The organism is Calothrix rhizosoleniae SC01, from assembly GCF_900185595.1.
Classification (GTDB): Bacteria; Cyanobacteriota; Cyanobacteriia; order Cyanobacteriales; family Nostocaceae; genus Calothrix_A; species Calothrix_A rhizosoleniae.
Genome location: NZ_FYBH01000072.1, coordinates 1 through 23413 on the forward strand (window position 1 = coordinate 1; position 23413 = coordinate 23413).

Consider the following 23413-nt stretch of genomic DNA (forward strand, 5'->3'; position numbering starts at 1 on the left):
TTTCCTCGCAATAACCAAGAATCATCCTGTTTTCCTACTAATACCCACCGGCGAAAATTCTCGGCATAAGGACGCAAACTAGCTAAAGTTTTCTCAATCCAAATATTGTCAAAAATCGTTTGATAAATTAAATTAGAAACCTTTAACTTACTATCTTTTTTAACAACAATTCCCGCCAACTGTAAATTACTCTGTTCAATACTATTATCAGTATCAATTTCTCCTGAGTGCCACACTTGTTGATATAAATCTAATAAATATCCTGCCTTTTGCTCATCTCTTTTTAAAATTCTGTCTCGAATCGTTCTAAAATGTTCCGGTTCATCCTGATATTCCCAATTCTCAATCACCCGACTTCTGACTAAATTCTCGACAAAATCAGCTTCTTCACCGGGGGGAATTATAGTTTCAGATTCACGGACAAATTGACAGATTTTCTGAGTTAAAAACGGCTGTCCTCCCGTCCAGTCTAAAATCGCTTTTAGTACCGCTTTAGTATCATTGGTTTGGGCATCAAATCCCTTGGCTAAAGGTAAAGCCTCAGCAAATTCAAACCCCGTTAATTCAATTCCTTGTCCAATATTAAAAGGAGTGCGCTTTTTATCTTGAATTAAATCAGAAGGGGTAGCCACACCCAAAAGTACAAAAGTAATCCGTTGATATTCAGGATTATCAACTCTTTGATTAAAGAAAGCTCGAATTAGGGCAAAGAAATCATCAACGGGAAAATCTAAACTGAGAATACTATCAATTTCATCAATAAAAATAACAATTTGCGTGGAGATTAATTGGAGTAATTTATCAACAAATTTACCGAAAATCTGCACATTAGAAAATCGCTCATTCTCTTCCCAGAGCGCGTCTATATCAAACTGCTCATCTAAATCTAAACTATTAACAATAGTATCAATAATTCCAGCATACCATTGTTCAGCAGTCAGCCCTGATGTACCAATTCCCGTCAAATCAATCGATACACAAGCAATATCCTCAGCCTGTAATTTCTGCATTGTACGCACACGCAAGCTGGATTTTCCCATTTGTCGAGAATTAAGAACAAAACAAAACTCTCCAGCCTTCAAAGCCTGATACAAATCAGCATCAGCCTTGCGTGTAACATAGGTAGGCGCATTAGCCGGAAGACTACCACCAAATTGATATTGATAATCCTCACTAGCAGGGATATTCATGATCTTATGTTAACTTGCTTGAAAATAGGGAGTGAGGGAGTAGGGGCGCAAGGCTTGCGCCCTGGAGTGAGAGAGTGAGGGAATTATTTTCATCTTTGATTGTGAGATTTTCTTGTGGGGGGCTTTATGAGTTTAGACGTAGGTTGTGTTGATGCTCGTGGTAGAGACGAGAAATAGCCCATCTCTATAGTTTAATTACGTCAAAAAACTAAAGTGTATAGCTAAAGTCCTCAACTAACATCCCAGGGACTAAACTACCTCCCAGTTGACGGCTTTCATAGGTATCAACTTCAGGAACAAATTCTTGGAAATTAGTTAAATCAATCAAATTTTCTCCCCAGAAGCGATAGAGACTTTCATCAAATCGGAGATTTTCAATGGGAGCGACAATTTCCCCACCTTCTACCCAAAAACAAGCATAGCGAGTCATACCTGTTATTCTACCAGTAGGGCGATCGCTCCAATTAAGGTAGTGTAAATTAGATACATATAGTCCCCTATCTAACTGAGAAAGAATTTGCTCCGTCGATAAATTTCCTGAACTCATTTCTGGACTACGTAAGGATTCAGAACTATTAGCACCATTAGCTGTTTTATGATATTCCTTAGCAGTCCGTGAATTTACTAGGGTATTAACCAAAACACCTTTGTCAATAATTGGTAATTCTGGGGCTGCAATTTCTCCCAACTGATTGAAACGGGGTACTAATCCCAGTTTAAAGTTTTCTTTGAGGCTGAATAATGGAGATAAAGACTTTTCTTGACGGGAAAGTGCAGCTAAACAACTGTTTCCCTGCTGGATATCTGCTTCACTAACACCACCCCAGGAAAGCATCAGTAAAAGTTCGGTTACTGCTGCGGGAGCGAAGTAAGTTTTATACTGTCCCCGTGGTAGTGCTTTTACGGGACGGGATAGTAATGCCAGTTGTTTTTTTGCCAATGTAATTTTGGCATTGTAACTATCTTGATGCCATTCACTACCAGCAAAATTGCCTTTAACCGCTTGTCCTTGGGGAGTAAATATGGAATAGTCTAAATTAAAGGAATCGCTAGCAAACCAGTGCTTTTGACCACTAGAATCGGCATAACCTCTAATTATTGCTCCTCCTGCATAGATACCAGTAAAATCTAAGTCCCTGGCTCCTGACAACACCATTTCTACTAAGGATTCTTCAGACAGTAACTCCCCGGAATGCACTTCATGGCTACTATTATTACCTGTGGGTAAAACCAAATAGAGATCCGCAGGTAAATAGGGAAGTTCCTGGCGCAATTCTTGTAATGCTTGGTATCCTTGCTGACAATCTATTTGTTGATTACCAATGAAAGGAAAGCGACGGAAACTGCTGCGCTGATTTTCCATTAGTTTGAGTTCAACCCAGCCATCTGTAACACAGCCCGTTTGCCTAACTTGAGCATGGTTGAAGCGAGTAAATTGACTTTGTTCCCAACTAAGTTTCAGGGTGAAATGTTCGTCTATTTGCTTCTTTTCTAATAGGGTTGCAGTTAATTGGTTAAAACTGACCTCTAAAGCGGATATTTCCTCGTTTTTCATTGATAATTTGAATTACAACCGGGAAAATGAACTGATACTGTTGCAGAAGGCAGGAGCAAGGCTTCGGCCGTGAGCTCAGCCGAACGGAGGCAGAAGGAAAGAAATTTTTGGGTAACTTTACTTTCCATGACATACTCCGTTTTCTTACGCCGTTCTACTTAGGTGATTTCTGAAAATAATTTTACCAATGACAAGGGCACAAGCCTTGCGCCCCTACGGTGAATTTGTAATCGCCTGGTAATTTTAATTCTGGAAATCTCCTTAACTGATAACTGATAACTGTTAACTGATTATTTCCCACCACCGAAAACTTCGATATTGTTAAATCGGCATACAGGAGAACCATGTCCTACCCAAATTGCTTGATTGGGTTCTCCCTTACCACAAAAAGGTGTACCGTACATTTCCCAGGTAGAGGAGTTACCAACTTTACTGAGGTTGTGCCAAAATTCTGGGGTGGTAGCACGATAATTGGGATTGCGGAGGGTTTTAGTCAGTTGACCATTTTCAATTAATTTGCCATACTCACAACCAAATTGGAATTTATGACGGCGATCGTCAATTGACCAAGAACGATTGGATTCCATGTAAACCCCATGTTCTATATCCCCAATCATATCTTCTAATGAGGCTGTTCCTGGCTCTAAATTTAAGTTTGCCATGCGATCAATTGGTGGTCGATTCCAGGAGCAAGCACGGGCACAAGCTACACCAGGTAATTTAGCTCGTTTTTGACTTTCCAAGCTACCTAAACCCCGCATTAGTTTACCCTCTTTAATCACAAACTCCCTGGTTGCTAAAGCTCCGGTGTCATCAAAACTGTAGCTAGCAAATTCTCCGGGTACAGTGGGATCGAAGGTAATATTCATCAAGGGAGAACCATATTCTAGGGAGCCAAAATCCTCTTGATTGACAAAGCTACCCCCAGCATAGTTACGCTCATCTCCCAGGATGCGATCGATTTCTAGGGGATGTCCCACACTTTCATGAATTTGTAACATCATTTGGTCTGGAGCCAGTACCAGATTTGTTTGAGTGGTGGGGCATTCTTCAGCAGTTAACAGTTCTACTGCTTGGCTACCAATTTGTTCTACATGGTGCCACAAATCGTCCTGTTTAAATAATTCCAAGCCTCCCTGGTAACAATGAGCCTGCCAGCCATTATTAGTACGCTGCTGGACAATACTTCCATCCTGGGCTGTAACTCCATAATGAGTCCCCAAAGAGAGAAATTTTTGATACACTTCCGAGCCATTACTACTGACTAGCCATGTTTCTTTTTCGCTAGTAGTAGCACCGGCGGTGGCGCGGACAATTTTGTCAGAAATTTTCAGGGTATGACAAATCCGTACCAGTAAATCATTGATTTCTCCTGGGGTAATGGTATCTAAAGGTTCCAAAAAAGGAGAAATATATTGACCAATAACTTTGGGGCGTTCGTGTTTGGCTGTGAAAGAATGTATCCACCACTTACTAGCAGCGAGTGCTTGTTTGTATGCTTTCTCGGCAGCAATTTGTAAACTTGACTGTTGGAGAGAATTAGTTGCAGCATAGCCCAAACAGCCATTAACCAAAACTTCTACCATTGCCCCAAGGGAGGATGTTTTGCCATTATATTCCGGTAAACCATCACGGACATAATGGCTCGATGAAGTTTCTTTAACTGCTCGAATACCAATCCAATCAGCAGCAATATCTAGATTCGCGATCGCTTTTGTCAGTTCAGACCACATAATTGAGTGAAGAGAAGTGAGAAAGTACTATTTGTACTATAGAATCTATTATCTTTGCATCTACTTGTGACACGATTTCCTCACAAAATATTTTATTCACAATTATAAAAAAGCAGAAGGAGTGTGGGAGTGATGGTTGATGGTTGCTAGTTGCTAGTTGCTAGTTGATAGTTGCTAGTTGATAGTTGCTAGTTGCTAATTGCTAGTTGATAGTTGTTAGTTGCTAGTTGCTAGTTGCTAGTTAGGGGTTGGTAGTTGATGCTTGATAGTTAGTTATTTCATCTCCCCACACTTCCCACACTTCCCACACTTCCCACACTTCCCACACTTCCCACACTTCTTTCCCTCCTTCCCTCCTTCCCTCCTTCCTACGGACACGCACGATAGGAAACAAATTCCATAGACGATGTTGCCATACCAGCAGTGAGAGAACGTAAGTCAGTGGAATACCTAAACATCATTGCTAGGGGTACTTCAGCTCGAATGATAGAGTAATTGGATATTGTTTCCGCACCTAACAACACACCCCTACGGGCAGCAATATCTCCCTGAACCTTACCCATATACTCATTGGGTGTTTCTATCTCTACCAACATTATTGGTTCGAGAAAATGGGGTTTGGCATGGGTAAATGCCTTTTCTAGGGCTTGATGTGCTGCAGCTCGAAATGCTAGCTCAGAAGAATCATAGGAATGGAAAGAGCCACCTTCTAGGGTAACTTTGACTCCCGTAACTGGATAACCAGCTAGTTGTCCCGAACTCATCGCTTCTTGGAAACCCTGTTTACAAGCAGGAATATACTCTTTCGGAATTGCACCACCGGTAACTCGGCTGACAAACTCAAACTCTGACTCAATTGGTTCAATCCAACCAGTCACATGGGCATATTGACCAGAACCACCTGATTGTTTTTTGAGTGTATAGTCAAAAGGAGCGCGAGTAGAAATGGTTTCTCGATATGCAACTGCTGGTTCACCCACATCAACAACAGCATTGTATTCCCTTTTGATGCGCTCAATGTAAATTTCTAAGTGGAGCTCACCCATACCGGAAATTAGAGTCAAACCCGATTCAGGATCCACACTCACCTTAAATGTGGGATCTTCCTTTTGAAAACGGCGCAGTGCTTTGGATAGTTTCTCTTCATCCTCATGGTTTTGAGTCATTATCGCCAGGGTAATCACTGGCTCGGGGACAAACATCCCTTCTAAAGAGACTAATGGCTCCTCACCACATAGGGTATCGCCAGAAACACAATCTACACCCACTAGGGCAATAATATCCCCAGCGATGGCAAATTCTACTTCCTCTCGCTTATTGGCGTGCATTCTCACTAAGCGACCGATATGTACCCTTTTTCCCGTCCGGGAATTATAAACTGTATCCCCAGATTTGAGGGTACCAGAGTAAATACGGGTGTAAGTCAGCTGTCCAAAAGACTCAACCGCTAACTTAAACACTACAGCTACTAGGGAAGTATCAGGGTTCGGATTAAGACTAATACCCTCAGCAGTTTTGACTACTTCTCGATCCACAGGGGAAGGAAGATAAAGAGCGATCGCATCCAATAGGTTTTGTATACCCTTATTTTTATATGCCGAACCTAAGAGTACAGGAGCAATCTCTAAACTCAAGGTTGCACGGCGGACGGTATCCCAAATTAATTGCTTAGGAACCTCCTTACCTGCCAGTATTATTTCTGTCATTGGTTCTGAAAACAAAGACAGAGTATCTAGCATTTTTTCCCTGGCTTGGTGGGCTGATGCTAGTAATTCATCGGGAATCGGGTTTTTATGCCATTTTTCTCCATTTTCTCCCCTATAGTAACTAGCATTCATTTCCACTAGGTCAATTACACCTTGGAAATCATCCTCTTTACCGATGGGATACTGAAGTAAAACCACATTCAGCTCCAACCGTTCTTGCATGGCTTGTATGACCCGAAATGGGTCTGCTCCCATCCGATCCATTTTATTGATAAATGCCAAACGCGGTACTCGATATCGCTTCATTTGGCGGTCTACCGTAATCGATTGGGATTGCACCCCCGCTACCGCACACAGGAGCATGATTGCACCATCTAATACCCGTAAAGAACGTTCTACCTCAATGGTAAAGTCTACGTGTCCTGGGGTATCAATCAAGTTAATTTGACTATCTTGCCAATGACAGGTGGTGGCAGCTGAAGTAATGGTAATACCATGTATTTTTTCTTCAGGCATGAAGTCCATTGTGGCACCTCTACCACCTCCCCGTACTTCTTCTATGGCATGGATTCTACCAGTGTAGAAGAGAATCCGCTCCGACAATGTGGTTTTACCTGAGTCTATGTGTGCAGATATACCAATATTTCGGATGCGTTCTCGGGGGATCATAATGACTTCCTTTGGTTGAATAACTAACAGTTCAGCAAACAGTTATCTTTTTTTGTCAGTTAGATTGGAGTTATCCACTATACATATATGGTACAGAGGCATAATACTGTTTACCGCTTATACTACAAGTGTACTACAAAAAATGTATACAAGCAAGTTCATTAACCATTGGTAAGTCTGAGTCGTTCAGGCTACACAATAAATAGGGGTAGGTTCTACACCCACCCTCATTGTAGAAATCTTTCTGCCCACAGATGTGGCTACAGGCTTTAAACTTTCCATCAGATTCACCATATCTGTTAAAGATAAAGCCTGTCTGGCATCAGAAACGGATTTTTCCGGTTCTGGGTGACACTCAATAATTAACCCATCTGCGCCACAAGCCACAGCAGCTTTAGTCACAGGAGCTATCAGTTCCCGCTTCCCGACTGCGTGGGAAGGATCAACAATTACAGGCAAATGGGTAATTTGCTTTAACGCTGCTACTGCACCAATATCTAAAACATTGCGGGTATAGTTATCGAAACTGCGGATACCCCGTTCGCATAACACCACATTGGGATTACCATGACTGAGAATATATTCAGCAGCCATGACAAACTCTTCAATAGTTGCCGCTAAACCTCGTTTGAGTAACACCGGCTTACCTGCACTCCCCAAAGCCTTGAGTAAATCAAAATTTTGCATATTGCGGCTACCAACCTGCAACATATCAACATGTTTGACAACAGCATCAATTTGGGAAATGGACATCACCTCAGTTACCACAGGCATATTGTAATGCGATCGCACTTCTGATAAGACTTCTAGTCCTGCTTCTCCCATTCCCTGGAAAGAGTAGGGGGAAGTGCGAGGTTTGTAAGCTCCTCCTCGTAAAGCCTGTACCCCTGTCCCTGATAGATGGTGAGCGACAGAATGCATTTGTTCAGAGCTTTCTACAGTACATGGTCCAGCAATTGTGACTAATTCCCTACCCCCAAAGGAAATATCTGCCGATAGTTTGACTAGACTCTGGTGATTAGGATGGACTTTAGCAGCAAGTTTAGCGTTTTTCATGATTCAATTCTCCGAAAATTTTCCAGTTGACAGTTAAAAAACAAAAACCCGGAACTTCATCCAAGTTCCGGGTGCTAATGAGCGATTGCCATGACGCTTTTTACCCGGAATTTATTCTGGGCCAAAAGTAAAAGTTATAAAACCAGCTACCTACATAAAGCATGACAATCCTAATGCTCTCCTTAAAAACAAAAACCGCAGAGTTTGCTCTGCGGTTCGTCGGGTGATTTCCAAACGGAAACTAGATTCACTCCCGGCGAACCACCTGATACCAAAAATAAAAGTAGTAATAATTACTTAACATCTGTGCGGCAATTAATTGGATTTATTTCTATATGCATCGAACATAGCAAAAGTCACTGATTAAGTCAAGACCCCTAGAACACTAAAAAAAATAGGTAAAGTCAGTACAATTTTGGCAATCTAAGATTTATTCTGTAAATGTAAGACTATAAAATACTAATATCCGCCTCCTACAACCTAATGTCACATCTTCACAATTTTCCGCTCTCTAAGTTCTCGCACTACGTAAATTAGAGTGCGGACATGATTAAATGCTGAAACCCATGAGCAGTAAACTTTTTACTTGTTCGTAGTACTATATATGGTAGACAAAATCCTAACTCTTCACTCCTATATTCCTAACTTCTAACTTCTAACTTCTCAACTCCTTCATCTAATCTCAACACAGAATATTAACGATGCCTAATTCTAAATTTTTAAAATCATCTTTCAATGATCGAGATGAATACCCATGTCCTTTATGTCGTGTAGGGAAAATTCGTCATATGACATTAATGGAAGCCATGTCATGTGATTTTTGTCACCAAATTTTTACTGCGGATATAGAACAGCAAGAAATCAAAATGCCTTCTAGGCAACCTCCTTTGATTTGGCGTTGGAACGGTTTCCATTGGGCTGAAGCACAATTGGAAGGAGTGAAACTAGGTTGGGGCTATATAATGGCTGCATTAGCTTTTATTTTCCTGCCAACTGCTTTAATGGGCGGCATTGCTTATCATTTTCCCTTGAAGGCAGATGCTCCACTCACCTGGATCCCTTATATTTGGACGGGATTGACTTGTTTCTCCCATTTTGTGATTATATTTTGGTTAGTTTTGGAAATTTATCAAATTCCAGTGATGGCTTACTGGAGAGCAATACAACAGCGTTTGATTAGTAATTAAACAAGTTAATTCAAACTGTAGATTTAATAAATTTAGTTTAATTAATTTTTATTACAAATCACTTAATCATTAGTGAAAAAATGATGAACAATTCTTTTATTTGTAAATATGTAAGTATAAATTAAATGTAAATTTACAAATTATTAGGAAACAATTATTTTCAGGAGATGCATCTTAAAACATCACTATACTTTAGCCCAAGGAATGGCAAAATAAAGTTAACCTTCCAGCAAAATGACTTATGAGAGAGTTGGAGCGGTATTATCATATCCTAGAATTGAAGCCTGGAGCAACTTTAGAGGAAGTTAACGAGGCTTACAAAGATTTGGTGTTTGTGTGGCATCCTGATCGCATTCCCCAAGAAAATCTTCGGTTACAGAAAAAGGCACAAAAGAAGTTACAGGATATTAATGAGGCGCGTGAGAAATTGCGCTCTTATAAATCCAAGTACATGCAGCATTCTTATTCCAGGACAAAGAGATCCAAGCCACCATACTCCTCCAGCCAACAATCTCAATCATATTCCCCTAGTCAAAGGTCAAAACCATACTCCTCCAGCCAAAAATCCCAATCATATTCCTCAAGCCAAAAATCAACACCATACAAAGATTTGAGTGGTAAAGACTTTAGTCGGGCAAATTTGAGTAATAAGGACTTGTCTAGCAGAAATTTGAGTTATGCCAATTTTTTTGGGGCGGATCTCAGTGACGCTTTTATGCACAAAGCTATTCTCAGAGGAGCTAATTTATCGGAAGCAACTTTGTTCAGAACGAATCTACTTTTAGCAGACTTGAGAGAAGCTAATTTACGCTCTGCGAACCTAATTGGAGCGGATTTTAGTGGTGCTGACTTGCGGGGTGCTGACTTAACAGGTGCTCGCATTCGTTCTGGTAATCGTTTGATGGTGAAATTAATTGGAGCAAAGTTATCTGGAGCTATTATGCCTGATGGCAGGGTTTATGTTTGATGAGAAAATCAGCTAGATACAAGGCTTTAGTAGTTGTTAGTTGTTAGTTGTTAGTTGTTAGTTGATGGTTGAGAGTTTTTGAGTAGAACAATATTGTCTCAATCGATATTTCCATTGCTATAGCTGGTATTAGAGGGAGAATCCCAAACAAATCTTGTAGTGTAGGCATCTTGTCTAAGATATGAGATAGCAAGATGCTCCCACTACGGAAATTAATTGTAATAAGTATACTTGTTACTTATTATACCATTTATCTAAATCCTGGCTACAGATAATTCTCCCTCTGCTCCCTGCTCCCTGCCCCCCTGCTGTTCATGTGTAGCTTTATTTTGGAGAATTGGTATTACTTGCCCATAGCGCTATAGTTGTTAGCCACCAAAATAGCTTCACACACCCGTCTGTTAAATCCATCTATGCCAAATTGAGCGATCGCTTGTTCTCGGATCCATTTACCATCACAACGCTTGTCTTTCCCTCGCAGCATTTCGATACAAGCATTTGCTACAGCATTTTCATCCCGATGGGGTACTTGCCATCCTAATTTGCCATCTTGCAATGGGTCAGCAGAACCATCATCATTACCAGATAACACAGGTATACCACAGGCCATTGCTTCGAGATAGACAATGCCAAAACCTTCTTGGGAAGGCATGACATAGGCATCTGCAAGGCGATAATGGTCAATCAATTCTGAGTTAGGTACAAAACCAGCAAAAATGACGCGATCACTAACTCCCAAATCTTCAGCTAATTTTGCTAATCTTGGCTGGTCATCACCACGACCAATAACTAAATACTTCACCTCTGGAAAGATCTGGGCAATTTGTCCCAATGCCCGAATGGTAACATCTACACCTTTATAAATATCCCCAGACCACAGCCTAGCTACGGTCATCAACACCTTTTTCCCAGCCAAATCATAACGCTCTAACAAAGCCGTCGATTTATTTCCTGGGGTCAAGCAATCACCATTAATCGCAGGTGGTAATATTTGAAATTTCACCGCATCTAATTGGTTAACAGCACAAGCAAGTTGACGGGTATAACGACTAATAGTCCAAATCCCCGCAGCATTTTGTACACTAGTTTTTCTTACTGGTGTTAATGGTTCCCATACCTCTTTGCCATAGGTAATCACAGTGTAAGGGATTTTCAAGGGTTGACATACCATTGCTACCAGAGGTGCCAGCTTAACATGACCGCAAAAAACGTGAATCGGTCTTTGAGTCAGCATATGCATCAATAAAGCCATTGCCATTCTGGTTCTTCCCAGTTGTGGCCATAGAGATTTAAAATAATGAAACTTTAAACGTTCTGATGCATAAGGATTGTCATGATTAGGGGTATCCCGTAACAAAAAAACTTCACCCCTAATATCTTCTTTAAATGTAGAGTAAGCCTGAAATATATCTTTTACATAAGATTGAATTCCACCTTCACAGGCAAAAACTTCTATAAACACAAATAGATAATTGTTTGCACGACTCGAATTTTCACCCATATCCAAATATTTACGAGTTATATAAATCACAGTATCTATGAACTAAGATACTTGATAATTAGCAAACAATTGCGATTATCATCACCACGTTCATATTCCACTTGATCGGACAAACGGCGTAGGAGAAACCAACCATATCCTCCAGCTTGTAAAGTACCAGGCTTTGGTTCAGCGATCGCATCTGGGTTAAAAGGTTTGCCTTGATCCCAAATTCTCATTTCTAAGCGATCAAGCCACAAACTCACCTCAATATCAATGGTAGTTTCTGGAGGTAAGGAATGATGGGCATGGCGAACAGCATTAGTAAAGCCTTCTGCTAAGGCCAAATTGAGACCATAAACTTGGATTTCTGACCAACCAAATTTATATACATATTTGGAACAAAATTTCTCAAACCACTTTTGTACTAGGCTGAGAAGTTTTAGTTCGCTCCTTACTGTCAGGTGGTCTTGCTGCATATGCTAAGCATGGACCTTGACTAAAATCAACAAATAATTACTACGAAAACAAGATATGAATTTGCCAACCATTTAAACTAGCCTAAAAGCCCGCAATCAGAAACTTTTGACTGCTCCATAGAGGTGCGATTTTAATAAACTCAGTAGTTCGATTAAATAACTTTTATCTTATCCATTTGTCAAGGGTATTAATACCATGCCATTCCAGACTGCTGATATATCTGTGATTTAGGCAGAAAAAAATTTTCCTCATTTGGGAAAACTGATGACTAGAAGAAGCAGGGAAAAAGGTGCTCTTAGCAGGGGAGAATCCCAAACAAATCTTGTCATTTAGGCATGTTACCTGGATTCATATATGAGAGAGTAAGATGCTCCCACGACGGAACTCGATTTCAAATGGACGAACTGGGAGTTATTACTTGTTACTTAGGGCTTGCTGAAAAAGTCTTTTAGTGAGGGTAGGGAGTAGGGAGTAGGGATTAGGGAGTAGTTCCAGCCTCTTTATTTCTATTCTTTTTGCCAGAAAAAATAACAGATGCAAGGATTTTAAACCTAAAATCCGAATTTACTTGCACGCCCCTCCCCAATAAAATAGCCTCAAAGCATTGATAAATCAATATTTTTCAGTTATTCAGCAGACTCTACTTAATTACTTGCGCGTAGCGCTACATATATCTTAATCTCAACAAGGCTCTAATTATACAAGTAAACGCCTGTTAAATTTCTGTAAAAGTAATTACCACTTTTGCAGAAATTCACAGGCGTCACAGTAGTTCAATCCTGTTTCCTGTTATGGGAATGAAACATAATTTTGGCAAGCAAACAACGCCAAATTAAAAATTTCATCCATTCAGAACTAGGATAGAAGCATTCCTACTTAGAATAAACCCAATGTCAGGGACTTATCTAATGGGAATACAGCACCTATACCTAACCAGATAGTTACTAGGGTACCAAATAGGAAAACAGTGGTAGCAACTGGACGGCGGAAGGGATTTTGGAACTTGTTGATGCCCTCAATGAAGGGAATTAAAATCAAACCCACAGGTACAGAACTCATCAACAATACTCCTAGAAGTTTGTTGGGTACTGAACGTAAAATCTGGAACACTGGGTACAAGTACCACTCAGGTAGAATTTCTAGAGGGGTAGCGAAGGGATTTGCTGGTTCACCTGTCATTGCTGGGTCTAAAATAGCTAGACCCACTAGGCAAGCAAAAGTCCCCATAATGCAAACTGGGAAAATGTACAGTAGGTCATTAGGCCAAGCTGGTTCGCCATAGTAATTATGACCCATGCCTTTTGCCAGTTTTGCTCTTAAGCTGGGATCGCTAAGATCGGGTTTTTTCAGTATTGACATTGTTTGAATGTGCTCTCCTGCTTCAATTTATTGAAAGCATTTACCTAAGTCATTAACTTACAGTCAGCAGTTTTCCAAGGAATATGCCAATGTATTGCAGTTTGTGACTTATGTTTTATCTATTAGCCACAAGTTTAAATCAAACCAACACTTCTTGACTATTCCTATTTTTGCTGGCTAATGGTTAATAGCTGTTGATTACAAAGGACCAGAAATTCCTTGTTTACGAATCATTAAGAAGTGGAACAGCATAAAGACTGCAATTAACCAGGGAAGTACGAAGGTGTGGGCACTGTAGTAGCGAGTTAGAGTTCCTTGTCCAACGCTAGCACCACCACGTAAAAGCTCAGAAATGGTAGTACCGACAATGGGAATTGCTTCTGGTACACCACTCACGATTTTCACAGCCCAGTAACCAACTTGGTCCCAAGGTAGAGAATAGCCTGTCACACCAAAGGAAACGGTAATGACTGCCATGATTACTCCACTCACCCAAGTTAATTCTCGGGGTTTTTTAAACCCACCAGTTAGGTAAACGCGGAAAACGTGCAAAATCATCATTAACACCATCATACTGGCAGACCAGCGATGGATGGAGCGAATCAGCCAACCAAAGTTAACTTCATTCATGATGTACTGCACAGAAGCATAAGCTTCTGCCACAGTAGGTCTGTAATAGAAAGTCATTGCAAATCCAGTTGCAAACTGGATCAGAAAGCAAGTTAGGGTGATTCCGCCCAAACAGTAGAAAATGTTGACGTGGGGAGGGACATACTTGCTAGTCACGTCTTCAGCAAGTGCTTCAATCTCCAAGCGTTCCTCAAACCAGTCGTAAACGTTCGCCATACAATTACAAGTTCCTAGAAATATGTGGGGGTTGATTGATCTCCCAACTAGCAATTCGGGGATTCGCAAACATCAATTCCCCTTTTGGCTAGCTAGTTGCCAGAGTGCTAATACTAGTTTAAAGAAACTTAACACTCTGTTAAGGAGGAATGTATTGCGCTCTCCCTGTGTCTGAAAATAATAAATAGTAGACACAAAGTAGATCTTATCGTTTTGTGAGTAGGATGCACCGCCATCATGGAGTTAAACTAAATGATTTTTCCATGCATCACTTCTATAAAAAAAGTAACATAGTCAAGAGAAGGATTCCATCAACAGCAAGGTAACTGCACCAATTTTTGGATTATTTGGGTTAAAAGTAGAAATAAACATGGAGTTTATGCATAAGCGGGTTTTTCGGTCGGGATTAGTGCTACTATTGGTCGTCTGGATCAGCTTTTTGGGTTTTTGTCAGCCAGCAATGGCGTTAACAGAGGAACAGCAACTAGTTTCACAAGCATGGAGAATTGTCAACCGTGCTTATTTAGATGAAACATTTAACCATCAAAACTGGTATGGGGTACGTCGCCAGGCATTGAAGAAGCCCTTCAACAATCATCAAGCAGCTTATACAGCCATTCAGGGTATGCTCAAAACCTTGGACGATCCATTTACGCGCTTTTTAGATCCCGAGCAGTACCGTAGCTTGCAAGTCAATACTTCCGGTGAATTAACTGGGGTTGGATTGCAAATTGCCTTGAATCCTCAAACAGGTAAGTTGGAAGTGGTTTCTCCTATTGCTGGTTCCCCAGCAGAGAAAGCTGGTATGAGACCTCGCGATCGCATTTTAAAAATTGCAGGTGTTTCCACAGCACAGTTGACTCTCGATGAAGCTGCTAACCGAATGCGTGGTTCTGTGGGTAGTTTGGTGACTTTACTCATTGAAAGAGATGAAGAAGGGCAAAAAGAAATTAGAATTGTGCGCGATCGCATTACACTCAATCCCGTAGTGGCACAATTGCATTCTTCTGGCCAAGGTGTACCGATTGGCTATCTCCGTCTGACTCAATTTAATGCTAATGCCCCTCAAGATTTAGCCCAAGCAATTAATGATTTAGAAAAGAAAGGTGCTGCTGGCTATGTTCTCGATTTACGTAATAATCCTGGTGGCTTACTCCAATCAGGGATTGAAGTGGCTCGTCTCTGGTTAGATTCTGGTACGGTGGTTTATACTGTCAATCGACAAGGTATTTTGGGCAGTTTTGAATCATTTGGTCCATCCCTAACTCAAGAACCACTGGTAATTTTGGTGAATGAAGGTACAGCTAGTGCTAGTGAAATTTTAGCTGGAGCATTGCAAGACAATGGTCGGGCTCAACTGGTGGGAGAAACTACTTTTGGTAAGGGCTTAATTCAGTCATTATTTGAGTTAGCCGATGGTTCTGGCTTGGCGGTGACAATTGCTAAGTATGAAACCCCCAACCACAGAGATATCAATAAACTCGGGATTAAACCAGACAAGGTAGTTCATCAAAAATCAATCCAACGTGACCAGATTGGGACTCAAGCTGATCTCCAGTACCAAGCTGCTCTGGATATGTTACAGAAAAGTTCTCTGGTAGCAGGAGCAGTGTAGGGAGTTGGGAGTTGGGAGTTGGGAGTTGGGAGTTGGGAGTTGGGAATAGGGAATAGAAAGGAAAAAATCTCACAACCAAAAATGAAAATAGTTCTTTCCCATTCCTAAACTCACACCTTGCACCTGTTCCATCAATTTCTTTAGGGGAACACCAAAAAATAAATTATCCAATTTCTGGACTTGAACTACTTGCTTCACTCCCTCTGCTCCCTGCTCCCTGCTCCCTTACATTTCAAGTGATTGATTATTTTTTTGGAATTCCCTAGGCATTATTGCACCGTAAAAGGTTAAAATTGAAAAACCACCTCTCACCAATAACCAGGACATTGTGGCGAAAAAAGACTTTCGTTGAATGGGACAAATCACCTCATTATTTGTTAGGAAAGTCGTTGGAGTAGTCGAAGAAGGCATCGACAAGGACGACCTGCTACAATCAGTTGGCATTGAGCCAGACGAACCAGTTGATCCCTCAAAGATGGTGTCTGATAAGGTGTACTACGCCTTTTTAGAAAGAATTGCGGCAGCCGAAAACAATGGCTCTACCTTGCCACTAAGAGCAGGGGCAGCGATGCGCTGTGATGATTATGGGGCTTTTGGTCTAGCCTGGAAGTCAGCTACGAATCTGAGGGGTTCTTATGAGCGTGCGGAACGCTATGCCCAAGTTTTAACTAGCGTTTCGACCTATGAAGTTGAGAGGGCAGACCTAGGTGCATTCATGCATCTGCATCGAGCAGGTGAGCGACGCTTGGGTCTGCGGCTTTCCAATGAGGCTACAATCGCCAGCATCGTTTCAATCAGCCAGCAAATTTCCACAAAGCCGTTTAAACCTCTGGCCGTTTATTTCAAACATCCAGCGCCAAAAGTCATCGAGAATCATAAAGCATATTTTAACTGTCCGATTCATTTTGACTCGGATAGAGACGCGCTATTTGTATCTCATGAATCGCTGCAAACACCGAATCAGCTCGGCGACGAAAGCATTTCCAAATTTTTCGATACCCATCTTGAGGCTGAACTGTCTAAGTTGGCAGACCCAAACTCCCTTGAGCAAAGGGTTCGCATTCATGTTTCTCGATGCTTGAGTGAGGGGGTGCCCAGCATTTCTGATGTAGCTTGGCACTTCAATATGGGCGGTCGAACCTTGCAACGTCGGCTGTCGGAGCGGGGCTATTCGTTTCAAACTCTGGTGGATGAGTCACGTCGTCAGTTAGCCGAACAGCTTTTACAGCAAACTGACTATTCCTTAGCGGAAGTGGCTTTCATGACAGGTTTCTCTGAGCAAAGTGCTTTCACGCGAGCATTTAAGCGCTGGGCTGGGCAGACACCTCGCTCGTTCCGTCTCAATCCCTGAGTCCAATCGAATTTAAGTTGACTTGGCGCGTAAAGTCAAAATTTCGACAGCGACTGTCAAGAAATGCCTAGGGCAAACTCTTTATAGTTGACTTACAGTTCACTCACTACTCGGCGTTCGCTTATTTTGAAACTCTAAGTTGAATTAAAGCCTTAATTTAAAAGGAAAAAGGCGATTCCTAAGTAAGCGGTTATTTAGAAGTAATATTTGAAACTTTAATAAAAAGCCTCCAGAAGCGCCTATTTAAGACGTAGGGAGGTCTAAATCATAAAAATGGCTAAAACCTTGTAAGAGCCAAAAATGCCTGAATTGACGGCATATCCTAGATCATAAGCTTTGTAAGGCTTAATTAAATTTTCGGTTCAAAAATGAGCGAACGGACAGTTATTAAAGTTAGATCAGGCAAAGGAAGCAGAAGCAGTTTATCGGGCAGATTTGCGACAGCATCCTCACAATGGTCAGTCTTTATATGGTCTGGCACAAAGCTTGCAAGCCCAAGGGAAACAAAAAGCAGCAGAGGAGACAAAACAAAAGTTTAAACAAGCTTGGTCAAAGGCTGATATTCAGCTTTAGAGAACACCAAAAATAAATTCTCCAATTTCATCGACTCGAACTACTTTCTTTACTCCCCCTGCTCCCTGCTCCCTGCTCCCTGCGCCCCTGCTCCCATTCACAACAGGGGTAGGGTTTGCACTAAATTCTGTAAATCCAATTGAGACAGTCTACCATAGGCATTATCTATAACTCCCTTACCGCGAAGAAATCCAGTATTAGCACCAGGTAAAATATATTGGAGATCAGTTGGCGAAAACTTTGCTAATAGGGATCTAACGCTGTTAATTTGCCTGTGCCAGTGGAAAGTTTTGGCTGTACGTAGAGGTTGAGGTTCCCCTTGTTGATTGGGGAGCAAGTGGCGACCGGAGAAAATTATACCTCCTTCATGACCGTAATAAAGGCAAGATGAACCAGGAGAATGACCAGGAGTCCAAATAACTTCTATGCTGGAATTTAACTGAAATTTTTCTCTAAAAGTAGTAACCTTTAATTCAGGCAAGAGATAGGCTTCTTGCTCCTGAATTAAAATTTCACAATTAAATCTTTGCTGAATCCCTGGGGTTTTACCAATTGCTCCGCGATGGGTAATAAATAGATAGTCTACCCCTCCATGTAAACTTAAAAAATCTTGATTTGTAGCTTCCCAAGCAGGACAATCAATGAGAATCTTAGCTTCATCTACGACAATAAAGTAAGATGTTCCTCCCAATGTGTCCCGATTTGGAGGAAAGGCAAAAATATTGGGGAATATAGCCTTTGGTTGCTTAGTTTTCTGGCTAGGTTCTGGGTTTATGGGGCACATGAAAAAAGACGAAATGTAAAGAATAGTGGAAAATAGAATAATAGTGTGGAACTAATACGTAAATTCAACTCCAGATTTAGTCCCCATTGTTAATCATTTATTTTTGGTGATTAAAGTTAAAAATCTTGTATTAGTGTTCAGTGCTGTAGTACGGACACTGCAAGTGTGACATTTCCTAATAACATTTAGAAAACATGACATCACTCGGGCTTATCCTCCTTCTAGGAATACTTACTTACCTCATGGTGCAGCGCAGCGTAGCCGACATGACTCGGACACCAGTTTGGCTGTTATGGTTGGTATTGATGATGCCAGTGATGATATGGAGCTTTTGGACTGCAAAAAATGGTTCTAAACTTCCTTTTGCTCTGGTTATCACTCCTTTATTAATCAGTTCTATTACATACTGGGTGTTATTCCAGTGGGGACGTAAACCTGTGAGTAATAAACAAACTCCACCTGCAACACCACAGTCACAATCAGCTATTAATCCTACCGCAGAATCGTTACCAGTACGTCCTCTGGAAGCAGAAGAAGAGAAATTATTACGCAATTGTTTTTCTTGGTCTGTGTATTATTTGCAAAATATTGAATATTTACCCCAAGCAGTAATTTGTCGAGGTCAGTTAAAGACTACATCTACTCAGGCTTATGAACGGATTAAGAACAATATTGAGTCACAATTTGGCGATCGCTTTTTGATCATCTTTCAAGAAGGGTTTAATGGTAAGCCTTTCTTTGTCCTAGTTCCTAATTCCCAAGCTCGTAAGCATTTAACGACCCGCAGTCAAGAAAAATTAACTAAACCTGGATTAGCCCTGACTTTACTATTTACAACTTTGGTGACAACTACCTTGATAGGGGCGCAAATTGCTGGGATTAAGCCAGATGTATGGAGTTCTAACCCGTCAGCAATACTTCAAGGATTACCCTATGCTTTGGGTTTGATGAGTATTTTAGGCATTCACGAACTAGGTCACTATTTAACTGCTCGGTTCTATAAAATTCGCTCTACCCTACCCTACTTTATTCCCATGCCTTTTTTCTTGGGAACCTTTGGGGCGTTTATTCAGATGCGTAGTCCCGTACCTAATCGTAAGGCTTTATTTGATGTTAGTATTGCTGGACCAATTGCTGGTTTTATATTTACTCTCCCTCTATTGTTTTGGGGATTAGCCCATTCTCAAGTGGTTCCCCTACCAGAGCAAAAAGGATTTCTAGATCCTAATGCATTGAATCCCAAATATTCATTTTTATTGGGATTAGCTGCCAAAATAGTCTTAGGTAATCAATTAACCTCCCAATCCGCAATTGATTTACATCCGGTGGGAGTAGCTGCTTGTTTGGGCTTAATTGTCACAGCATTGAATTTAATCCCCGTGGGACAGTTAGATGGGGGTCATGTAATCCATGCTATGTTTGGTCAAAAAACAGCGATGGTGATTGGGCAGATTTCTCGTTTACTGTTCCTACTATTATCTCTAGTACAACCAGGAGTGTTTTTATGGGCAATTATCCTACTTTTCGTTCCCCTGATGGATGAACCGGCACTCAATGATGTGACAGAATTGGATAATAAGCGCGATATCCTCGGACTAATTGCTATGGCTTTATTGATTGCCATTGTGTTACCAGTTCCTCAAGCAATCGCTAATTTGTTACAAATCTAATCGCAATTAAAATAATTGGAAAATTTCTTGAGCGGCGCGATCGCATACTCCCATATTTCCCATATTCTGTCGCATCTCTTGGTAATCAGCCTGCATTTTTCCTCGATTCTGGCTGTTTAACAACAATTCCATTGCTGATTGGATAATATTTTCTGGAGTGGCAGTTTCTTGAATAAATTCCGGTACAATCCCTTTCATCACCATTAGATTTACTGGGGACGCGAAGGGAAAGGTAATTTTCAGAATCCTTTTTGCTATCCAGTAAGTTAAGGGGTGTAAGCGATATAAAACAATTTGGGGAACGTTTAGTAGTGCCAACTCTAAATTGACAGTACCACACTTGGTAATCGCCAAATCCGCAGCAGCTAATGCTTGTTGCTGTTGATCAGATACAACAGTTGCTGACAATTCGTAATTTTGTATTTCTTTTTCTATCTGTTCTCGGTAAATATCCAGAGATAAAGGAATCCAGAAGTGGGCATGGGGCAACTGGGATTGAATTTTTTGTGCCGCTTGAAACATTACTGGCAGTAAATATTTGAGTTCCTGACGACGAGAAGCAGGAAGCAGTGCTATGGCGATCGCATCATCTTTGATACCCAACTGAGAACGGGCTGTTTCTCGGCTAGGAAAATTTGGCATCCGATCTACCAAGGGATGTCCCACCCAAATTGCATCAGCACCTTCGCTTTGAAAATAGCGTGCTTCTTCCGGGAAAATAGCTAACAACTTATCGCATACCCCTATTATCTTAGCTGTATCGCGGACAGTTGCCGATGAGACCCAAGCCTGAGGAGCAATATAATAGACCACTGGTACTTGTGGAAAATGGCGACGCAGGTAATTACCAATACTAATATTAAGACCCATATAATCAATCAATATCACCAGATCCGGAGGATACTGTTGTAAGTAAGCGAATGTTTGGCGTTGGACTAAAAATGTGGGCAAAAGGAAGGGTAAAGCTTCCAAAAGTCCAAAGGAACCAATACTAGTAGTATTTTTCAGCAAAGTTGCCCCTGCTGCTGCCATTTTTGAACCACCTAGGGCAATTATTTCCAATTCCAAACCAGAGGTAACTGCTTGGCGTTTGAGTGCGGTAACCAGGAGGGAACCCTGCAAATCTCCAGAGACTTCCCCAGTGCTAATAAATATTCGCATTTTGCAACAATTATTCAATTATCAGTGCCCAAAATGTGGGAGGTGTGGAGAGTGATTTTTGGGATACTTAGCTATAAATCCCACCCCACATTTATTTCATCCCCCAGAAAAGGGAATTCACGAAGAGATAGGGTAGCTCTTATATCATGTCCAGTTAAAGACTTATGGTTAAGACTGCAAGGGTGCAGGGTGCAGGGTGCAGGGGGAGAAAGAGTTTTAAAATATTTGCACCATGATCCGAATAATTAAGTAATCTCCCGAACTTGATATTAGGGGGGAAGCAAGGGGATGCTCAAAGCCCCTTCCTCCTGCTTCTGGTTTATAATTCAAAATTATTAAATTTCCTAAGTCCTCATTCTTCATTATTTTTGCTGGCTTTACCTTTTCCTGGAACCAATCCTCGTCTTCCTGACATTTGGGATAGCAATAGAAAGCGACGTAAATTAACTAACTCTTGAGTGTCACCCAAAATTTCCAATTGTGCCAAGGATTCTTTAAAAGTTAATTGAGAACGGTACAGTATGCGAAAGGCTTTTTTCAGGAGTTGGAAATCCTGAGAATCCATACCAGAGCGTTTTAGTCCTACCAAATTCAAGGATCTAATGCGTGACGGATTACCTTCAACTAACATATATGGGGGTACATCTCGATCAATTCTTGCCATTCCCCCCACCATTGCCATATTGCCAATATGTACAAATTGGTGAACACCAAGCACTCCACTGAGTCTAGCTTTTGATTCTATATAAACATGACCAGCTAGAGCCACGGAATTGGCAATTACCACTGAATCTTCTATGAAGCAATTGTGACCTACATGGACATAAGCCATGAGTAAATTGCCATTACCAATACGGGTTTCTTCCCCAGCACCAGTCGCACGGTTAATGGTGACATATTCTCGAATTAAGTTATCATCACCAATTTTCACCCAACTAAATTCGCCATTGTATTTTAAATCTTGGGGTTCCATACCGATGACAGCACCGGGATAAATTTTATTGCGTGACCCAATTTCCAATGGTCCTTCTAGTACTGCGTGAGCGCCAATAGTAGTTTGAGGACCAACTTTGACATTGTCTCCAATCACAGCATAAGCCCCGACTTGCACTGTAGGATGTAATTGGGCATTAGGATTAATTACAGCAGTGGGATGAATTAGCGTCTTCAAAATTGCATCTCCAGAAAAGTCTTGAGTGCTAAATGTTTAATCATTCTATTAACTTGAAAAGTCAGTCAAGCGACTTATGTGTGAGGGAGGCAAAAATGAAAAAGTTATACAAAGCTGTTATAGCTTGTTATACCATTTTGGATTTTAGATTTTAGATTTTAGATTATGAAAGACTACTACATAAGCTGTTCTTTCTTTCCACCTATCGCAATCATTTTTCCAATTGGTATTATTTTATTCTGATATTGGTAATTTGAAACTCAGTAAAGGCACATCAAAAATAGTGCCTCTACATAATAAGCAAATTTTCAATGAATAAGGGAAAACATCAGCTCACCTTGCGCCGCCAATTGACCATCAACTTCGGCTCTAGCCTGCATCTTACCGAAACGACGTTTTTTAACACACAACAGTTCCACAGTCATAATTAGTTGATCACCGGGAACAACTGGGCGGCGAAATCGGACTTTATCTATACCAGCAAATACAAAAAGCCCCCCTTCCGAACCTGGCATTTGTATCATGACTACCCCACCAACTTGTGCCATAGCTTCTACAATTAAAACTCCTGGCATTAGTGGACGTTCGGGAAAATGACCTTGAAAATGGGGTTCGTTGAAGGTGACATTTTTAATACCTACAGCTTTCTCTCCAGGAACGTAGTCAATAATCCGATCCACAAGCAAAAAGGGATATCTGTGGGGTAGTAATTTTTGGATTTCTTCAGAGGTGAAAGTCTTTTTCACTTCTGTAGGATTAGGTGTGCAATTGTTGATGGTGTGGTCTTGGGTGACGATTGACATTGACACTATGGTTTATTTTTAGTTTTGGTTGCGGTGTGTAGGATGCCTTAAAACCTC

At 41.0% G+C, this 23413-nt stretch carries 19 protein-coding genes; 6 read left to right on the top strand and 13 right to left on the bottom strand.

Annotated features, from left to right (window positions below):
• The 5 genes from CALSC_RS04215 to aroF all read right to left on the bottom strand — a co-directional run.
• The coding region (locus CALSC_RS04215) for an AAA-like domain-containing protein (RefSeq protein WP_200817562.1) at positions 1–1190 on the bottom strand (1190 nt) is incomplete at its 3' end.
• 208 nt (positions 1191–1398) lie between these two features.
• A complete protein-coding gene (locus CALSC_RS04220; RefSeq protein WP_088240161.1) occupies positions 1399–2745 on the bottom strand; it encodes a TldD/PmbA family protein in 1347 nt (448 codons plus the stop codon).
• Between the two features lie 290 nt (positions 2746–3035).
• Positions 3036–4478, bottom strand: coding sequence for a TldD/PmbA family protein (locus tag CALSC_RS04225; RefSeq protein ID WP_088240162.1), 1443 nt, complete (start codon positions 4476–4478; stop codon positions 3036–3038).
• Positions 4479–4846: 368 nt separating this feature from the next.
• Complete coding sequence (gene fusA, locus CALSC_RS04230) at positions 4847–6853, bottom strand: elongation factor G (RefSeq protein ID WP_088240163.1); 2007 nt, start codon at positions 6851–6853, stop codon at positions 4847–4849.
• Positions 6854–7039: 186 nt separating this feature from the next.
• On the bottom strand, positions 7040–7909 hold the full coding sequence (gene aroF / locus CALSC_RS04235) for a 3-deoxy-7-phosphoheptulonate synthase (protein WP_088240164.1): 870 nt from the start codon (positions 7907–7909) through the stop codon (positions 7040–7042).
• Between the two features lie 701 nt (positions 7910–8610).
• Here aroF and CALSC_RS04240 point away from each other — a divergent pair.
• Positions 8611–9096, top strand: coding sequence for a hypothetical protein (locus CALSC_RS04240; RefSeq protein ID WP_088240165.1), 486 nt, complete (start codon positions 8611–8613; stop codon positions 9094–9096).
• A 241-nt stretch (positions 9097–9337) separates the two neighbouring features.
• Positions 9338–10063 (top strand): pentapeptide repeat-containing protein, encoded by a 726-nt coding sequence (locus CALSC_RS04245; RefSeq protein WP_088240166.1) that lies wholly within the window; start codon positions 9338–9340, stop codon positions 10061–10063.
• Positions 10064–10406: 343 nt separating this feature from the next.
• Here the strand turns inward: CALSC_RS04245 and CALSC_RS04250 are convergent, their stop codons facing one another.
• The 4 genes from CALSC_RS04250 to petB all read right to left on the bottom strand — a co-directional run bounded on the left by CALSC_RS04250 (position 10407) and on the right by petB (position 14228).
• Entirely contained in the window at positions 10407–11564 is a 1158-nt protein-coding gene (locus CALSC_RS04250) for a glycosyltransferase (protein WP_088240167.1), read from the bottom strand.
• A 35-nt stretch (positions 11565–11599) separates the two neighbouring features.
• A complete protein-coding gene (locus CALSC_RS04255; RefSeq protein WP_088240168.1) occupies positions 11600–12022 on the bottom strand; it encodes an ATP-binding protein in 423 nt (140 codons plus the stop codon).
• An 877-nt stretch (positions 12023–12899) separates the two neighbouring features.
• Positions 12900–13382, bottom strand: coding sequence for a cytochrome b6-f complex subunit IV (gene petD / locus CALSC_RS04260; RefSeq protein WP_088240169.1), 483 nt, complete (start codon positions 13380–13382; stop codon positions 12900–12902).
• Positions 13383–13580: 198 nt separating this feature from the next.
• Positions 13581–14228 carry a cytochrome b6 gene (gene petB, locus CALSC_RS04265; protein ID WP_088240170.1) on the bottom strand — a complete coding sequence of 216 codons (648 nt, stop codon included), beginning with the start codon at positions 14226–14228 and terminating at the stop codon, positions 13581–13583.
• Between the two features lie 370 nt (positions 14229–14598).
• On the opposite strand from petB, the gene ctpA reads away from it, so the two are divergent.
• The 3 genes from ctpA to CALSC_RS26240 all read left to right on the top strand — a co-directional run bounded on the left by ctpA (position 14599) and on the right by CALSC_RS26240 (position 17767).
• Positions 14599–15843 carry a carboxyl-terminal processing protease CtpA gene (gene ctpA / locus CALSC_RS04270; protein WP_088240171.1) on the top strand — a complete coding sequence of 415 codons (1245 nt, stop codon included), beginning with the start codon at positions 14599–14601 and terminating at the stop codon, positions 15841–15843.
• Between the two features lie 352 nt (positions 15844–16195).
• Positions 16196–17194, top strand: coding sequence for an AraC family transcriptional regulator (locus CALSC_RS04275; RefSeq protein WP_088240172.1), 999 nt, complete (start codon positions 16196–16198; stop codon positions 17192–17194).
• Positions 17195–17629: 435 nt separating this feature from the next.
• Complete coding sequence (locus CALSC_RS26240; RefSeq protein WP_159460560.1) at positions 17630–17767, top strand: hypothetical protein; 138 nt, start codon at positions 17630–17632, stop codon at positions 17765–17767.
• A gap of 97 nt (positions 17768–17864) precedes the next feature.
• On the opposite strand, the gene CALSC_RS04280 is transcribed toward CALSC_RS26240, so the two are convergent.
• A complete protein-coding gene (locus tag CALSC_RS04280) occupies positions 17865–18551 on the bottom strand; it encodes an MBL fold metallo-hydrolase (protein ID WP_088240173.1) in 687 nt (228 codons plus the stop codon).
• A gap of 242 nt (positions 18552–18793) precedes the next feature.
• On the opposite strand from CALSC_RS04280, the gene CALSC_RS04285 reads away from it, so the two are divergent.
• Entirely contained in the window at positions 18794–20221 is a 1428-nt protein-coding gene (locus tag CALSC_RS04285; protein ID WP_235006674.1) for a site-2 protease family protein, read from the top strand.
• A gap of 6 nt (positions 20222–20227) precedes the next feature.
• On the opposite strand, the gene lpxB is transcribed toward CALSC_RS04285, so the two are convergent.
• The 3 genes from lpxB to fabZ form a co-directional block, all read right to left on the bottom strand.
• The gene (gene lpxB, locus CALSC_RS04290; RefSeq protein WP_088240175.1) at positions 20228–21382 is read right to left on the bottom strand and encodes a lipid-A-disaccharide synthase; all 1155 of its coding nucleotides are present in this window, start codon (positions 21380–21382) and stop codon (positions 20228–20230) included.
• A gap of 352 nt (positions 21383–21734) precedes the next feature.
• A complete protein-coding gene (lpxA, locus tag CALSC_RS04295; protein ID WP_088240176.1) occupies positions 21735–22553 on the bottom strand; it encodes an acyl-ACP--UDP-N-acetylglucosamine O-acyltransferase in 819 nt (272 codons plus the stop codon).
• A gap of 308 nt (positions 22554–22861) precedes the next feature.
• A complete protein-coding gene (fabZ, locus tag CALSC_RS04300; protein WP_088240177.1) occupies positions 22862–23356 on the bottom strand; it encodes a 3-hydroxyacyl-ACP dehydratase FabZ in 495 nt (164 codons plus the stop codon).
• Positions 23357–23413 lie beyond the last annotated feature (57 nt).

Excerpts from the sequence above, each read along its gene's own strand:
- CALSC_RS04220 (WP_088240161.1), bottom strand. The coding sequence starts at position 2,745 with ATGAAAAACGAGGAAATATCCGCTTTAGAGGTCAGTTTTAACCAATTA.
- CALSC_RS04225 (WP_088240162.1), bottom strand. The coding sequence starts at position 4,478 with ATGTGGTCTGAACTGACAAAAGCGATCGCGAATCTAGATATTGCTGCT.
- fusA (WP_088240163.1), bottom strand. The coding sequence starts at position 6,853 with ATGATCCCCCGAGAACGCATCCGAAATATTGGTATATCTGCACACATA.
- aroF (WP_088240164.1), bottom strand. The coding sequence starts at position 7,909 with ATGAAAAACGCTAAACTTGCTGCTAAAGTCCATCCTAATCACCAGAGT.
- CALSC_RS04240 (WP_088240165.1), top strand. The coding sequence starts at position 8,611 with ATGCCTAATTCTAAATTTTTAAAATCATCTTTCAATGATCGAGATGAA.
- CALSC_RS04245 (WP_088240166.1), top strand. The coding sequence starts at position 9,338 with ATGAGAGAGTTGGAGCGGTATTATCATATCCTAGAATTGAAGCCTGGA.
- CALSC_RS04250 (WP_088240167.1), bottom strand. The coding sequence starts at position 11,564 with ATGGGTGAAAATTCGAGTCGTGCAAACAATTATCTATTTGTGTTTATA.
- CALSC_RS04255 (WP_088240168.1), bottom strand. The coding sequence starts at position 12,022 with ATGCAGCAAGACCACCTGACAGTAAGGAGCGAACTAAAACTTCTCAGC.
- petD (WP_088240169.1), bottom strand. The coding sequence starts at position 13,382 with ATGTCAATACTGAAAAAACCCGATCTTAGCGATCCCAGCTTAAGAGCA.
- petB (WP_088240170.1), bottom strand. The coding sequence starts at position 14,228 with ATGGCGAACGTTTACGACTGGTTTGAGGAACGCTTGGAGATTGAAGCA.
- ctpA (WP_088240171.1), top strand. The coding sequence starts at position 14,599 with ATGGAGTTTATGCATAAGCGGGTTTTTCGGTCGGGATTAGTGCTACTA.
- CALSC_RS04275 (WP_088240172.1), top strand. The coding sequence starts at position 16,196 with ATGGGACAAATCACCTCATTATTTGTTAGGAAAGTCGTTGGAGTAGTC.
- CALSC_RS04280 (WP_088240173.1), bottom strand. The coding sequence starts at position 18,551 with ATGTGCCCCATAAACCCAGAACCTAGCCAGAAAACTAAGCAACCAAAG.
- CALSC_RS04285 (WP_235006674.1), top strand. The coding sequence starts at position 18,794 with ATGGTGCAGCGCAGCGTAGCCGACATGACTCGGACACCAGTTTGGCTG.
- lpxB (WP_088240175.1), bottom strand. The coding sequence starts at position 21,382 with ATGCGAATATTTATTAGCACTGGGGAAGTCTCTGGAGATTTGCAGGGT.
- fabZ (WP_088240177.1), bottom strand. The coding sequence starts at position 23,356 with ATGTCAATCGTCACCCAAGACCACACCATCAACAATTGCACACCTAAT.